The sequence below is a fragment of the Pedobacter anseongensis genome, from assembly GCF_037482965.1.
Classification (GTDB): Bacteria; Bacteroidota; Bacteroidia; order Sphingobacteriales; family Sphingobacteriaceae; genus Pedobacter; species Pedobacter anseongensis.
The window spans coordinates 1,304,481-1,320,394 of record NZ_JBBHKB010000001.1; the positions used below are offsets into that span (position 1 = coordinate 1,304,481).

Annotated in this window: 13 protein-coding genes; 9 read left to right on the forward strand and 4 right to left on the reverse strand. The window is 37.2% G+C overall.

Translation table 11 applies throughout. The annotated features are described in order from the left end of the window. Positions 1 to 91: 91 nt before the first annotated feature. Positions 92 to 1,393: a UDP-N-acetylmuramoyl-tripeptide--D-alanyl-D-alanine ligase gene (locus WG904_RS05740; RefSeq protein WP_339578336.1), complete on the forward strand. Its 1,302-nt coding sequence runs from the start codon at positions 92 to 94 to the stop codon at positions 1,391 to 1,393. Here the strand turns inward: WG904_RS05740 and WG904_RS05745 are convergent. From WG904_RS05745 to WG904_RS05755, 3 genes are read right to left on the reverse strand one after another with little or no spacing between them, the layout of a single operon-like run. Next, on the reverse strand, positions 1,390 to 1,881 hold the full coding sequence (locus WG904_RS05745; protein ID WP_339578337.1) for a gliding motility lipoprotein GldH: 492 nt from the start codon (positions 1,879 to 1,881) through the stop codon (positions 1,390 to 1,392). The two genes, WG904_RS05740 and WG904_RS05745, sit on opposite strands and share 4 nt — an antisense overlap. Then, complete coding sequence (locus WG904_RS05750; RefSeq protein WP_339578338.1) at positions 1,850 to 3,265, reverse strand: PSP1 domain-containing protein; 1,416 nt, start codon at positions 3,263 to 3,265, stop codon at positions 1,850 to 1,852. Before WG904_RS05750 ends, WG904_RS05745 begins: the two co-directional genes overlap by 32 nt. 1 nt (position 3,266) lies before the next feature. Further along, positions 3,267 to 4,415, reverse strand: coding sequence for a DNA polymerase III subunit (locus WG904_RS05755; RefSeq protein WP_339578339.1), 1,149 nt, complete (start codon positions 4,413 to 4,415; stop codon positions 3,267 to 3,269). Between the two features lie 202 nt (positions 4,416 to 4,617). On the opposite strand from WG904_RS05755, the gene WG904_RS05760 reads away from it, so the two are divergent. The 8 genes from WG904_RS05760 to WG904_RS05795 all read left to right on the forward strand — a co-directional run bounded on the left by WG904_RS05760 (position 4,618) and on the right by WG904_RS05795 (position 13,283). Then, the gene (locus WG904_RS05760; RefSeq protein WP_339578340.1) at positions 4,618 to 7,209 is read left to right on the forward strand and encodes an outer membrane beta-barrel protein; all 2,592 of its coding nucleotides are present in this window, start codon (positions 4,618 to 4,620) and stop codon (positions 7,207 to 7,209) included. Positions 7,210 to 7,320: 111 nt separating this feature from the next. Further along, complete coding sequence (locus WG904_RS05765; RefSeq protein WP_339578341.1) at positions 7,321 to 8,847, forward strand: TlpA family protein disulfide reductase; 1,527 nt, start codon at positions 7,321 to 7,323, stop codon at positions 8,845 to 8,847. A 1-nt stretch (position 8,848) separates the two neighbouring features. After that, the gene (ruvX, locus tag WG904_RS05770) at positions 8,849 to 9,265 is read left to right on the forward strand and encodes a Holliday junction resolvase RuvX (protein ID WP_339578342.1); all 417 of its coding nucleotides are present in this window, start codon (positions 8,849 to 8,851) and stop codon (positions 9,263 to 9,265) included. Beyond that, on the forward strand, positions 9,262 to 9,894 hold the full coding sequence (locus WG904_RS05775; RefSeq protein ID WP_339578343.1) for an O-methyltransferase: 633 nt from the start codon (positions 9,262 to 9,264) through the stop codon (positions 9,892 to 9,894). The genes ruvX and WG904_RS05775 overlap by 4 nt, the downstream gene beginning before the upstream one ends. Beyond that, positions 9,891 to 10,571 (forward strand): glucosaminidase domain and LysM peptidoglycan-binding domain-containing protein, encoded by a 681-nt coding sequence (locus WG904_RS05780; RefSeq protein WP_339578344.1) that lies wholly within the window; start codon positions 9,891 to 9,893, stop codon positions 10,569 to 10,571. Before WG904_RS05775 ends, WG904_RS05780 begins: the two co-directional genes overlap by 4 nt. Next, positions 10,571 to 11,416, forward strand: coding sequence for a glucosaminidase domain-containing protein (locus WG904_RS05785; protein WP_339578345.1), 846 nt, complete (start codon positions 10,571 to 10,573; stop codon positions 11,414 to 11,416). The genes WG904_RS05780 and WG904_RS05785 overlap by 1 nt, the downstream gene beginning before the upstream one ends. A 48-nt stretch (positions 11,417 to 11,464) precedes the next feature. After that, entirely contained in the window at positions 11,465 to 12,223 is a 759-nt protein-coding gene (locus WG904_RS05790) for a hypothetical protein (protein WP_339578346.1), read from the forward strand. A 67-nt stretch (positions 12,224 to 12,290) separates the two neighbouring features. Beyond that, positions 12,291 to 13,283 carry a DUF3078 domain-containing protein gene (locus tag WG904_RS05795; protein WP_339578347.1) on the forward strand — a complete coding sequence of 331 codons (993 nt, stop codon included), beginning with the start codon at positions 12,291 to 12,293 and terminating at the stop codon, positions 13,281 to 13,283. Between the two features lie 80 nt (positions 13,284 to 13,363). Here the strand turns inward: WG904_RS05795 and WG904_RS05800 are convergent, their stop codons facing one another. Further along, positions 13,364 to 15,787: a DUF5916 domain-containing protein gene (locus WG904_RS05800; protein ID WP_339578348.1), complete on the reverse strand. Its 2,424-nt coding sequence runs from the start codon at positions 15,785 to 15,787 to the stop codon at positions 13,364 to 13,366. Between the last annotated feature and the right edge of the window lie 127 nt (positions 15,788 to 15,914).

The following is a 15,914-nucleotide window of genomic DNA, read 5'->3' on the forward strand; positions in this document are numbered from 1 at the left end:
ATCCTATTATTTATCAATAATACTAAAAAGAATAGTTGAATTTATCTTTGCATTTGTAATTTTACGATGAATATTTACCCCGAGCATAAAAATGGCAAGCATAGAGTCGCTTTATCAGCATTACTTAAAACATCCGGTAGTTTGTACCGATACCAGAACGATTGTAGCAGATTGTTTGTTTTTTGCTTTAAAGGGTGAAAATTTTGATGCGAATACATTTGCGGAGAACGCTTTAGCGCAAGGCGCAGCTTTTGCAATTGTGGATAACCCAAAATTTGCTGTCAATGAAAAGTGCATATTGGTTTTGGATGTATTAACTACACTTCAAGATTTAGCAAAGCATCACCGCAGGCAATTTGCTATTCCAGTAATCGGCTTAACGGGCAGCAATGGGAAAACGACCACAAAAGAACTGATTAAAGCGGTATTATCCGAAAAGTATAAAACTTTTGCTACGAAAGGGAACTTAAATAATCATATTGGTGTACCCTTGTCTATTTTATCGCTACCGCTTGATGTAGAAATTGCCGTAATAGAAATGGGGGCGAATCATCAGAAAGAAATCGAAATGCTCTGCGAAATCGCACAGCCCACCCATGGTTTAATTACCAACGTGGGGATGGCGCACTTAGACGGTTTTGGTGGTTTTGAAGGCGTAAAGAAGGGGAAGGCAGAATTGTACGCCTATCTAAAAAGCACAAAGGGCTATGCTTTTGTGTATCGTAATAATCCTTATTTGATTGAAATGATTGCCGCGGCTAATTTGAACAAAATTGTTTTTTATGGTACAGATAAAGACAATGCGATTAGTGGCGAATTGATGAATACCGACCCTTTAATTTCCTTAAAATGGTTTAAAGGAATAGCTGCATTTAATGTTCGGGTTAATTTAACTGGAACCTATAATTTTGAAAATATATTAGCAGCAATTTGCATTGCCGATTTCTTTAATGTTGCTCCTGATGCAATTAATAAAGGCTTGGCCAATTATTTCCCAGTAAATAATCGATCGCAGCTTACCAAAACAGAGCGGAATACCATCATTTGCGACTTTTATAATGCCAACCCAAGCAGTATGAGTGCCGCCCTAACGAATTTACAAGCATTATCAGGAGATCATAAAACCGTTATTATTGGGGATATGTTTGAGTTGGGAACAGAAGCGGCAAGTCAGCATCAACAGATTGTAGAGCAGGCGAATAAATTGAATTTTGAAGAATTGATTTTTATTGGTGAAAATTTCTCTGCATTTAGTGGCCAATTTGGTGGAAAGTTCTTTAAAAGCCGCAAGGAAGCAAGTGATTTTTTGAGTGAAAATTTGATAAAGAACAGTTTAGTGCTACTAAAGGGAAGTAGGGGGATGGCTTTAGAGCAATTGCTGCCCTTGCTTTAATCTTTACGGATACTTTCTACTGTAATACCCACATCGCTAATTCCAACCAGTGGATTATCGCGCATATTTTGTTCGACCTCGATTTCATACTTGCCTGCTTTCGGGAAGCGGAATTTTTTAAGCAAGGGAAAGGTATTGCTGTACAAATTTCCAGAGCCTTTGCCTATCCATTGTCCAGTTGCTTTAGCAAGTTGAAACTGATACCTTCCATCTTTTAAAAAACGTTGCTCACTTTTAAGGCGCATAATTACGTAGATATTCGAATAGCGGTAATCGGAAGTATTTCTAATTTTAAAGGAAACGTCGTAGGTTAGCGCTGGGTCTTGAATGTCTACCGTTGCTTTTATGCTTTTCGCATACGTCCAGCCATTTTCCGGAATAGCCAGATTTACATCTGCTAAATTGGTGTTTGTGCAGCTATTGAACAGCAAAATGAAGAACACATATAAAATCGCTCTATTCGTTTGAAGGTTTATTGGGTGTTCCATCAGTTGGTCTGTTTTTATTTCGGTTCTTATTGCGATTCCTATTATTTCTATTTCCAGGTTTTGGTACGCCTGTTGCAGTTGGATTAGCGCCCCCTGTTACTGGTTTTTGAGGCTGGGCTGGTCTAGCTTGTTGTGCGGTCTTAGCCACTGCGTTTGGATCTCTTGGCTTTTGTTGATGAGTTTTGGGTGCATTTTGTCTAGCCTGAGGGTTGTTATTGCTCTGTGGGCGATTAGGATTGCGATCGTTTCGATTATTTTTATTGCGGTTGTTTTTATTTCTCGATCGTTCGTCTAAACGTGTTAAGCTATCTTGGCCAACCACATTTTCATAATCATGAACTTTTTCGACAATTGTTGTATTTTTTAGTTCAACAGCCTCGTCTTTTAAGTTTGAGGGTTTTTCGCCCCTTTTATTCATTGCCATGATTTCTTTTACACGGTCTACTTTTAAAGGAATCCAGTCTTCTTGGTTAGCATAGCTAAACCACATTAGTTTTTTGAAAATATCAGTCTTTTGGTGACGAGCAATACCAACTTCAGTTTGCAATGCATCGATGCGATCTGGAATATCTTTTAACGCATCTAAATACGTGTCGAGCTCATAATTTAAACAGCACTTTAACTTCCCGCACTGGCCAGCAAGCTTTAAGGTATTTAAAGATAGATTTTGATAACGAGCCGCGGCTGTAGAAACTGTTTTAAAGTTAGTTAGCCATGTAGAACAGCAGAGTTCTCGGCCGCACGAACCAATTCCGCCTAATCTACCTGCTTCTTGGCGCATTCCGATCTGGCGCATCTCGATTCGAATCCGAAACGTTTCGGCCATTTTTTTAATCAGTTCCCTAAAATCTACGCGTCCTTCGGCGGTATAAAAAAAGGTTGCTTTTGTTTTATCTCCTTGATAATCTACATCACTAATTTTCATGGATAAGCGCAGGTCTAAGGCTAGTGTTCGCGCTTTATGCATGGTTTCCCATTCCATATCTTTCGCCAATTTCCATTTTTCTACATCAGCCTCTGAAGCTTTTCTATAAATTTTACGGGTTACTTGGTCTAATGGCGTTTTGCGACGTTTCATTTGCATTCTAACCAACTCTCCAGTTAAAGACACATGCCCGATATCGTAACCGCCAGTTGGCCCTTCTACGGCAACTAATTCGCCAATTTCGAGGTAAATATTATCGTTGTTTAAAAAAAATTCTTTTCTTGCCCCTTTAAATTTTACTTCAACTACTTGAAAAGGAACGTAATTTGAAGGCATATCTAAGTTCGAAAGCCAATCATGAACCTCCATCTTTTGGCATCCGCCGGTAAGGCAAGACCCATTACTTTTACATCCAGAAGGGGCGCAGCCGCCACCAGTAGAACAACTTCCACATCCCATATTAACCGTATATATATTGAGTCCCTTTCGGGAGCGATTTAAACTTTATTATTTTAACTAATTGTAAAGATACATCTAAAAACAGAATTTTTGGATTCGCATTCCGTTCGATGTGGTAATGTGCCTTTTCGAGTTCTATAATTAAGGCCTCAACCATTGCTAAATTTAACACATTAGTTGATAATTTAATGGCGACCTCTAAAATTTGGGGAGGCAATTTAACCAATTCATCGCCACCACTTAGCAGTAAGCTACATTCTCTAAGGAAATTAATGCCGTATTTTAAAAAATTTTTTTGGTTTTCCCGTCCCCAGCTGGCGGCAGTTTCGGTAAAAGAAATCATCGCCGGAACCTTATTTCCAAAGCCCATCCTTAGCCATTCGGCAAAATAGCTGGCATTATTATTAGGCGTGTTGGTTAATACTAATTTTGCGTCGATTAAATTACCATCAGACAAAAAACTATATTCTTCAGCCTGATGCTGCATTAATTGGGCATGGTTTAATAAGTACTGTTCGATTTCTGTATCGTTTAGTTTAGGAATCTTAATAAGCTGGGTTCTCGATAAAATAGTGGATAGGATCTGTTCTTGATTTTGAGCAACCAAAATAAAAAGCGTATTTGCGGGCGGTTCTTCGATAATTTTTAACAGCGCATTTCCCTCCTTATCTAAAAACTCAGGAAGCCACATGATTAATACTTTTGTGTCGGCTTCAAAAGCTTTATAGCTTAATTTTTTGATAATATCGTGACATTCTGCGATGTTAATATTGGCCTGTTTATTCTCGGCGTTAAGCTTTGAACGCCAGATATCCAAATTAAAATAAGGATCGTCGAGCAGCATATTTCGCCATTCTTCTAACACATCAACCGCAATTTTTACATCCTTTGAAGCAAAAAAAGGATAAGAAAAATGAAGGTCGGGATGAATATATTTTTCATATTTACGACAAGAGGAGCAAACGCCGCAACTATCCAATTCGCTTTTATCTTGGCAATTAATGTATTGTGCGTAAGCGATAGCCAAAGGTAAAGCACCACTTCCTTCGCTCGATAAAAATAGTTGTGCATGGCTAACACGATTCTCCTTTACGGTTTGAATAAGGTGAGTTTTTATGTATTCTTGACCAATTATCTCTTTAAACTGCATTGGTGCAAAATAAGAAATAGATTTGAGATATGAGTATGGTGTATTGAGACAATATGCCTAGTCTCGCAGCGGACAAACAGATCAACCTCGTACAATTTGAATCCAATCTCAGTACCAATACTCACACCTCGATACTCCTGCTACACTGTAAAAATTTAATTGATATATCAACAACTTAAATTGCATTTATCTACTTTTAACCATGGAGAAATTAAACGACACCTTTTTATACACTATAGACAAGTGTTTTAGAAGTTATCATCAATTCGCACAAAAGAATGTACGAAAGGCGGGATACACGATCACGATAGACCAGTGGTTAATCTTAAAAAACGTAGCCGAAAATCCAAATATTTCTCAAAAAGACATTAGTGAGATTGTTTTTAAAGATAATGCATCAATTACACGGATTATTCAATTGTTGGTTAATGCAGGTTATCTTACACGAGAGAATCATCCTGAAGATAGAAGAAGATCAATCTTAACCTTAACTAAAAGAGGAGAAAGAATAACTGCGGACGTGGAGAAAATCGCCATTCAAAATCGTGCTTCTGCGTTGCAAGATGTAGATCAAAAGCTCATGGCTGAGATGAAACAACTTTTACAAAAAATCATCAATAACTGTACTGTTTTTTTGCTGATCATAATGCTTTTCGGCGCTAAAGGCCTAAGTGCGCAAATCACAAAACCCGACACTACAGCAAAAAAACTGAAAGAAGTAAGCATCACCGGCAAAAAACAACTCGTAGAGCGTAAACAAGGCAAAACCATCATTAATGTAGATGCGGCTGTAACAAATACTGGGACAACTGTCCTCGAAGTTTTAGAGAAGTCGCCCGGTGTTATGGTCGATAAAAATGGCAGCATAAGCTTACAAGGTAAATCTAGCGTTTTGGTGATGATAGACGATAAGCCAACCTATTTATCGGGTACCGAGCTGAGCAACTTATTGGGCAGCATGAGCTCCACACAGGTTAACCAAATTGAACTAATAACTAGCCCTTCTGCAAAATACGACGCCAACGGAAATGCCGGAATCATCAATATTAAAACCAAGAAAAACAAGCAGGAAGGCTTTAATGGCACCCTTACTACAACATTAGGTCATGGCAAATACTTTAAAAACAACAACTCCTTAATGTTAAACTATAGGCAAGGAAAAATAAATACCTTTGCGAACTACAGCGTTAATTATAATAAAGGCTTTACCAATATTTATGCCTATAGAAGGTATTTTAATGCCCTTGGAGCCGTAGCTTCGGCTTTAGATCAGCAAAGTGATTTAGGGAGTAAAAGCACGAACAATTTGCTCCGCACAGGTCTCGATTTTTATGCGACCCCTACACTTACACTTGGCCTAACGTTAACAGGAACCCTTGTTTCGCGCATGGGTGCAGGAAATGCCTTGGCCAAATGGCTTAATCAACAAAGTAATTTGGATTCTGCCATTACCACAACCAGCGATACAGATTTTGACTTAAAAAATGGGTCGATCAATGTTTATGGCCGACAAAACATCAACAAAAAACAAGATATAGGTTTTGATATTGACTATTTGAAATATGGAATTTCAAATGATCAGAACTTTCAAAACAGTAGATCGGATGCAAATAGCTATATTCAAGGTTCACGCGGTGATATTCCATCGAAACTCAGCATATTTTCAGCAAAAGCCGATTACATTTTGCAAATAGGCAGAAATGCAAAGTTCGAAGCAGGGGCAAAGTCGTCTTCAATCCGTACGGATAACACGGCCAATTATCAGCGTTTTAATGGTGCTGAATGGACAGCCGACCTCAAAAAGAGCAACCATTTTTTATATCAAGAAAATATTAACTCTGTATATAGCAGTTTCGAACATAAAATTAAACGATTAAGTTATCAAGTAGGCTTACGTTACGAGTATACAAATTATACTGGTAATCAGTTAGGAAATGCAGTTCAACCAGGCACTGAATTCTCAAAAAAATATCAGAATTTGTTCCCTTCAGGTTACCTAACTTATGAGGCCGATTCTTCGAATTCTTTTTCATTTACTGCAGGACGTAGAATTGATCGTCCGGCCTATCAAAAATTAAATCCCTTTGTTTTTATCATTAACAAATACACCTATCAGCGTGGGAACCCATTTTTTTTACCGCAACATACTTGGAATTTCGAATTAAGCCATTCCTTTAAACAGGTGTTAACGACCGCTGTTGCGTATAGCGGCATTAAAAATTACTTCTCGCAACTTTTTATATCTGAAGGAAATGATATTCTTGTGTACACCGAGGGGAATGTTGGGCAAATGCATAATTTAGGAGTATATGTTACGGTACAAACTTCTCCATTTAAATGGTGGTCGCTTACAGCGCAAAGCAATTTTAACTATAAAAAATTGAGCGGATATCAAAACGTAGATTATAAATCTTCGGTTAGGCAACTGCATACCACCATGAATAATCAATTTAGGATTAGCCCGACCTTAAATGCCGAAATTTCTGGGTTTTATACCACACAAGCACGAAATGATTTGCAAGAATTGCTATCCCCAACAGGGCAGGTTTCTGCGGGGATGGTAAAAACCATTTTGAAAGGAAAAGGAAGTTTAAGGTTAACAGCTAGAGATATTTTCTATACTCAGGCTATGGAAGGGAATACAGATTTCCCTGGAGCACAAGAATATTTCATTTTATGGCGAGATACCCAGGTGGTTAACATTGGCTTTAATTATCGATTTGGTAAACCGTTAAAAGCAGCAAAACGTTCGTTGGGTGGTGCTGCTGATGAAATCGGAAGGGCAGGCACATAAGTTTTAGTTTACTATTGTCATGGATTAATTTAACCTACGGCTTTTTTGTTAAGTAAAATTAAGGCTCGAGTAAGTATTTTTTCAGATATTTAGGGGATAAAGAAAAAGGCTATGCTAAAATTCAAATTCACTTTTGCACTTTTTGTAATCAGTATTACTTCTTTCGCAGAGGTTGCGCGTTTAACCGTCAACCTTCGCAATACGGAAGTTACCAGTCTAAATTTTATCCAACCAAAAAAATATCTGTCGCGAAATTTCTTTAAAGACGGCTTCCTTCCTATTCAACTTGATGAAAAAAAATCAGCTGTTAAGCTATTTGATTTAAAGGAGCCACAGTTCTTTGCCATCTCGTGTTACGATTCGAATACAAAGAAAACCTTAAATTATAACTTATATATTTCTCCAGGAGATAACTTGATACTAAATGCCGATTTCAGTAAAAGCGATTTTGGCATTACTGTAACGGGTAAAGGAGCTAATAATAATCAACCCTCCTTAAAACTCGAAAAGAGTAGCGAAATCACAAAATTGTATGGAGATACGTTGCCAACTCGAATAGAATATGAAATAAAACGGTACCAGCCGATAAATAGAGCCAATTTTGAAGCGTATAAAAAACAATATCTCCCAAGTGAAAATTTAATAAGAGCATGGGAATTAAAACTAAAATATGATGCAATAAATACCTTTTATTCCTTTAAAGAAAACAATAAATTTGGCATTCAATTAGCCTACAATCGAAATATTAAAGCCTGGGAAAAGGCACAAGACAGTTTATTTACTTTATCAGATCTAAATAATGATGAGGCGATTAATATTGGTGAATATTTATCTTTCATAAGCACTTTTCTGCTCCGCAAAAAGGAAGCGCTTTGGAAAGAAAGCTCACAAAACCCAGAAAAATTTTACGCTGAATGGTATAAAGGTGGTATAGAAGGTGCTAAAAGCCAATTTTTAGAAGATAATACAAACGATTTAAAGGAGAAGATAATTATTAAGTATTTTACTGGAAAGACCGCTGAATACTTATATGTTGTTCTATTAGAAAATGCAATCCAGGAATCCTTGTTAGGCAACCTTATTCCAATTTTTGAACGATTTAAGATAAAATATCCCAAAAATGAATATATCCCTTTACTCCAGTCCTACATAGATCCGATCGTTAAAAGAAAAGCGTTAAAAGTTAATGAGAAAATGATTTTCGCAAAAGATGATGGGCTTAATATAAATACTTTTGAGGAAGTTCTAGCGCTAACTAAGGGAAAAACTGTTTTACTAGATATGTGGGGAACCTGGTGTGGCCCATGTCGAGAAGAAATAGAAACCAATGGAAAGGCAATTAAGGATTATTTTAAAGCCAAAGGATTAGATTATGTTTATGTAGCCAATTATGATCTGCAAAATGCGAAAAAATGGAAGGAATTAATTCCATATTTTAATCTTGAAGGATTGCATATTTTAGCAAACGATAAACTTACTAAGGATATTATGACGAAAATTAAAGGTTCGGGCTACCCAACCTATCTCATCATAAAAAAAGATGGTTCCTTCGAACTATCTAAGGCTGGGTATCCTATGGAGCGGGATCTTTTATTTAAGCAAATAGATGAAGCGCTTAGCTTAAAATCAGATAAATAATATGGCTCGCATTCTCGCCTTCGATTATGGCACAAAGCGCATCGGCATTGCCGTTACAGATCCCTTACAAATTATTGCTACGGGCTTAGACACCATTCATCCAAAAGATATAATCGAGTATATAAAAAAATACATGTTAACCGAGCAGGTTGAGACCTTTGTAATAGGAGAGCCTAAGCAGATGGATGGAACACCATCAGAATCTGCACAGCATGTGAAAGGCTTTTCTACACTATTGAAAAAAGCATTTCCCACTATACCCCAACATTGGGTTGATGAGCGGTTTACCTCGAAATTAGCACAACAAACCATTATGCAAAGCGGATTAAAGAAGAGCGACCGTAGGCATAAAGAAAGAGTTGACACTATTGCCGCAACGATTATTTTGCAGTATTTTATGGAAGGAAACCGATTATGATTAGTGAAGAACTACAAAAGCTACTTTTAACTTATTGCGAGCCTGAAGACGACCTACTTCAACATATAGATAGAGAAACGCAGTTAAAAGTGTTATTGCCACGCATGTTAAGTGGCCATTACCAAGGCAGGGTATTGAGTATGTTAAGCAAAATGATTAGTCCGAAAAGAATTCTAGAAATAGGAACCTTTACCGGCTATGCTACCTTGTGCCTTGCAGAAGGTTTATCCGATGACGGCATTATTTACACGCTCGACATAAATGAAGAATTGGAAGACCGAGTAAGGAATAATTTCGCAAAATCTCCGTTAAATAGTAAAATTAACTACCTATTAGGCGATGCGCAGCACAGTCTAAAGGCATTAAGCGGTGAAACTTTCGATCTTGTGTTTATTGATGCCGATAAAAAAAATAACGGAACCTATTACGATTTGGTTTTTGAACAAGTACGGGCTGGTGGACTAATCATCGTTGATAATGTATTGTGGAGCGGGAAGATTTTAAATCAAGCGCAAGACAAAGACACCAAAAGCATTGGTAGTTTTAATGATAAAGTCGTCGCCGATAAACGAGTAGAAAAATTAATTTTACCTGTGAGAGATGGGTTGTTTGTGATACGAAAAAAATGAAAGTGAAACTCCTTCTTTTTTTATTGACGCTAAGCATTTTTACGGCAAGTGCTCAAGATACAAAGGAATATATCTTAGCAAATGCTTACCATGCGCAATATTTGATGCAAAAGTATGGTTTACCAGCTAGTATTATTTTAGGCGTTGCAATTCATGAATCGGCCGCCGGAAAAAGTAAGATTGCTAGGTATTTAAATAATCATTTTGGTGTAAAAGGCCCAAATAGCAGTTCAGAAATTAGGTCTTCTTATCGCGATTATCCATCTATCGATTCCTCCTACAACCATTTTGTGTCTTTTTTACTCAGTAGAAAATATTTTAATATACTTTTCGAAAAATATGATCCCTACGATTATAAAAATTGGGCCTACGGCATTCAACGAGGGGGCTATGCAAGTAGTAAGACCTGGGCTAATCAAGTGGTTGCCATCATCAAAAAATATGAGCTTTTTCAATACGATAATAGACCGGATGATTATTCAGAGGTAGATACGGCTCCAATACTTTCAAGGAAGATAGCGTCTACCAGTGTGAAAAAGGGCAAAATATACACGGTAAAATCTGGTGATAATCTAAGCAGTATTGCAAAAAAAATGCATACCTCGGTACCGGCTTTAATGCAGAAGAACGGATTAAAATCATCGGCTTTAAAACCGGGGCAGAAAATTAAATTCTAATGAAGAAACCCATTCTACTTTTAGTTGCAACAGCACTTACGTTGGCTAGCTGTAAATCGCGACAATACAGTCGTAACAACAAACAAATCGAGAAAGAGGCGATTAAACAAACGCCCAATTTTACCACTTACACAACAATAGCCTACATCGAGCAATTTAAAGAGGTGGCCATCGAAGAAATGAATACGTATGGTATCCCCGCTAGCATTACATTAGCGCAGGGTATCTTAGAATCGAGCAGTGGAAATAGTTCTTTAGCAAAATATGCAAATAACCACTTTGGAATTAAGTGCACGAGCGATTGGAAGGGCAAAGCGTACTATAGAGACGATGATCAAAATAACGACTGTTTTAGGGTGTACAAAGATGCCAAAGAATCATTCAAGGATCATTCTACTTTTTTAAAGCGGAAGCGCTATAGCTTTTTATTCGAGCTCGACAAAAATGATTATAAAAATTGGGCGTTAGGCCTAAAAACAGCAGGCTATGCTACCAATCCGAAATATCCAGAGTTGTTAATTAATTTGATTGAAAAGTATAGCCTCAACCAATACGATCAGTCTGAAACAGAGCGGGAAAAGATTAATCGCGAAGACCGGGTATTTACTGAAATAAATGCGAATATTCCCTTAGAGAATAAAAAATTTACTCCAGTTGCGGTAGCTCCAAAAGACCCACCCCAAGGGGCTGAAGTGGTGAAAGAAAATTATTATACCGTTAAACAAGGCGATACGCTATTTAAGATTGCCCAATTATATAAACTAACGGTCGACGAATTAAAGGCCTTAAATAGATTGACAGACAACACCATTAAAATCGGACAAAAACTATTGATAGTTAAATAATGTTAAGGTTAACATGAACTATTTACTTATATTGTAGTTTTGTTGCTCATGAGATTATTTGCCCTTTTCTTACTTGTTTTTATTAACAGCCATCTTTTTGCACAAAGTGTTACTGTTCAGGGCTTCGTTATTGATAAAGAAAGCAAAGCGAGATTGGCGAAGGTATATATTTACAATTCGGCTAATGATGAAGGGATTTACAATAATTTAAAAGGAGAGTTTACAACAAAGGCTAAAGCAGGTGATACCATTTTTGCGGCCTTACAGGGTTATGCAATGGATACGGTAGTTTACAAGGGAAATGGAGCAATTGTTCTTAAATTAAAATCCCTTTCTATAAAGTTAAATCAAGTAGAAATTTACGGAAAGCCAATTTCACCGCAAGAACAGCACCTTTTAACCTTAAGAGAATACAAATATGCTATTGATAGAGGCAGCAGTAAAGATTTGCTAAATCTGGGGCTGGGTGGTGTTGGTTTGGGAATAGATGCGATCTACAATTTGTTAAGTAGGCAGGGTAAAAATGCACGGCACTTACAAGTTATTATAGAAAAGGATTACCGCGAAGCCATTATCGATTATCGTTATCGGCCCGAATATGTAAGAGCCATATTAGACAATCCAACTTTTGATATACAGGATTTTATGCTGCAATATCGACCAACCTACCAATTCGTGCTTACAGCAACGGATTATGCCTTTGTGCAGTTTGTTAAGAACAGCTACAATTCGTATAAACGTAATCCTGCCCTATTTAGACTACCAAAACTTCCGATGATAACACCTGCTCAACCGTTGGGGCAGTAGGGCTTTAATTTTCCTAAATAATTAACTATTAACCTTAAATTATATTTTTTTGTTTTTCTTTGCATTAATGAAGCGTTTATCTTTAACCTTATTCCTTCTATTTGCCATTTCATTTCATCTTTTGGCGCAAGAAATCGATACCATTCCATTTTCTACAAAAGATTTGGATATAAAATTGAAACGAAGTCCGCTACCATCAAGAGTGGGAAACATTTCTTTTAAACCAATGAGCCTTAATCCAATTACGGTAAACGCTAAAGTAAATTATTGGAAAACGAAGACCTCGGTAGGTATTAATGTTAACCAAGCTGCTTTTAGCGACAACTGGAAAGGTGGTGGAGTAAATTCATTTGCGTTAGGAGGCTTAATTAATTATAAGGCAGAATACAGCAAAGAAAGTTATAGTTATGTGAGTGAGGTAATTTTGCAGTATGGTAAAATAAAAAATAAAAGTCAACTGCAAAAAAAAACCACCGACCGTATTTATTGGGATAACAAAGCTGCGGTTCAACTCTCTAAAAACTGGTACTTCTTTGGTTCATTAAATTTTGAGTCGCAGTTTGATCGAGGATTTGCTTATAGTAAAGATTCCAAGGGCAATGAAATCGAAAAGCTGTTGTCGAAGTTTATGTCTCCTGGCTATCTCACTGAATCTATAGGTTTTGAATACAAGCCTAACAAGTTTTTCTCTACCCGAATAGGTACGGGTACAGCACGTCAGACATTTGTATTAGATACCGCATTGTATCGAACCAACCCAAATAATTTCGGGGTAGTAAAAGGCAAAAATTTTAGAAACGAACTCGCTTTCCAAATTGTAACAGCCTATGAAAAAGAAATATTCAAGAATATAACCTTAAAAACAAGGTACAATATGTTTATTCCCTACGATAATTTTGGGCATATCGACCATCGTTTTGATATCAATATGACTGCCAAAATTAATCGCTTTATGAATGTATCGGTAACTGGCGTTGGATTATACGACCGTGATACGGATAGTAAAATACAAGGAAGTCAGACCCTTGCATTGGGGTTAACTTTTATTTTTCCAAGATAGTTTTTTCGCTAATAGCTAAAGGCCAATAGTCTATAGTTTAGCTTCATAGCAAATAGGATGCATGTAGGCGATTAATCTACTTACCTCTTTATAAGATTGAGATAATCAATATAATAAAGCACTTTAATCGACAAGCTATTGTTCTGAGGCTCTGATAACACATAGTCGATATTCCTACCATAACGTTTAGTATAAAAATTTTCGTTCGTTTCGGCAGCATTTTTATAGGTGATGCTTAATTCACTACCGGGCGAAAATTGCCATCTATACATTAGATCGATATTGAATACATTATAATTTCTGTCAACGTTTTGAAGAGCCGCACCCACATATGGGTCTAATCGACCAGCGGAATTTAAGAGGTAAAAATCTTTATTTCTTCTGTCAGACCAATAGTGCCTAACGCCAAGCTGAAAGCCCATTTTATTGCTAAAGCTATATTTAGCATCCATGGTATTTTCTACGGTGTTTCTATCATAGCGCGAAAAAACTGCTTGTGTGCCATTCTTTGCCACCCAGTTTACAAAATTATAGCTAGGCTGATAATTTAAGTCCAGGCCGAATGCCAATTTATCATTCACTCTTAAATTTTGATAGAAATAGTAATTATAGCTTACGCCATTCATTAAATCTAGCCTTTGTATAACAATATTTCCACCATAATTATAAGGTTTTGCTCTATTTCCATTCAAATATATACCCACTCGATAACTTGCTGGGGCTTTGTATACCTGACCATTTCTTGATTCATAAAAATCGTTCGACTCAGGGAGAACATTTGCATTTAGCTCTGTAGACCAAAAATTTTTGTATTGAATGTAAAGCCCTGGGAAAAAACCTAAACTCTGGTAGTCGCCTGGCCTGTAACGTCTCGAATATTCTATTTCCGTCCACGCTTGGATTTGATTGTACCATTTACCGGGCTTATACTGATTATAAGCAAAATTAACCGATTGATCAAAGAAGTTATTGTTGGTGTAAAAACCCATATCGGATGGGTCGAAATGTGAATCAGAAAACTCCTGCTCATAATTGAACGTAAAAGAACCACTTTTTTTACCGATTCCAAATTCGTAGCTATATCCGCTTCGATTTTCTTTAACCGGATTATCCGTTACATAGCTCATTTTTCCCGCCCCACTAATAAAGTACTTATTACTCTTATTACTGATGTTAAAAAGCGCCGCACTTACGTTGGCATCGTAGGCCTTCCCTTGCCTTAATACATTGGTGTTGATTACACTTATCGAGCTATTGTTCTTTAAAGATTGATCGAGTACAAAAATATTATAATTGGTTAGGGGCTGACTTTCCACATTTCTTCTATTGCCTGATGGGTCTTCGACTTCAGTGAACATTGTATTCGTGACAGCATTAAACAATCCTACGCCTAATCCTTTTGCGGTGCGTCCTGAAACTTTTGTGGCATTTAAGATCTTTCCCTCTTGCGGGTTTTTAATGATTTTATCAGTGCTTTTAACCCCGCTATAATCGAAATAAGAAGGAATAGACCCAATCCTTTTTGAGTAAAATAAATCTCCTTTGTTAAAGAGCTCCGTCCCTTCGGTAAAAAACTGTCGGTTTTCGTTAAATTTCACCTCAAATGGTGTTAAATTTAAGACCCTATAATCACTTTGCACCTGACCAAAATCGGGAATTAATGTCATATCGAGCGTAAAACTCTGATTTATGCCATACTTTACATCCATACCTCCATTAATAGAAGCTTGTGTGTTTTTCACCCCTGGTGTGTGATAAGGATAGTTGCTAATTAACGTAGAAACATACGGAGAAAACGATAGGCGTAAAGGTGCTTTAATGTTCTTCAGGCCCTCTAATATTCCACTTTGATTCACAAAACCATCTACTTTCGGATCTATATTGTTCCAAAAAGTTTGGCGGTTTTTACCCGTTCGCTTTCGGGTTACGTTCATGCCCCAATTCTGAATGTCTTTGCTCGAAAAACGCAAGGCCGAATAGGGTATTTTCATTTCAGCCGTCCATCCCTTATCGTCGAGCTTTACGCTACTTTCCCAAACCGCATTCCAATTTGCGTCTTCATCACCTATGAGTGAATATTTGGCATCGAACTGAACCCCTGCTGCAGTTACGAAAAAGCCGTATCCATTTACGCCATCTAAAAAGGTGTCGAATACTACTCCAACAAAATCGGCATTTCCAATTTCGTCTCTCGACACCAATTCGTGTACTACACTATCGGGATTGTCGTACATTCTTGCCGAAATATAAATGGCATAATCGTCGTACAGCATTTTAATTTCGGTACGCCCATCTTTGGGCTCTAACCTGCCAGGAACTGGCCTTAACTCAATAAAATCGCTAGCGATAGCAGCATTGGCCCATACAGCATCGTCTAAATTACCATCAATTTTGGGGCTTATTGTTGTGCGCGATGCGGTTAATTTCTTTTTGGGAGTTGGGTTTTGTGCTACACTAATCGTAACACTGATCGCTAAAATTAGGCTAGTTAGGGAAAATTTCATTCAGGTTTGTTTGTCTTCATAAGACAACGGCAATAGGCAGAATGTTGCACGAGAGTAAAAATATTTTTTAATCGATTAACTAATGCACATCTGCAATCAAGCTATTGGCTATTGACTATTCACTAAA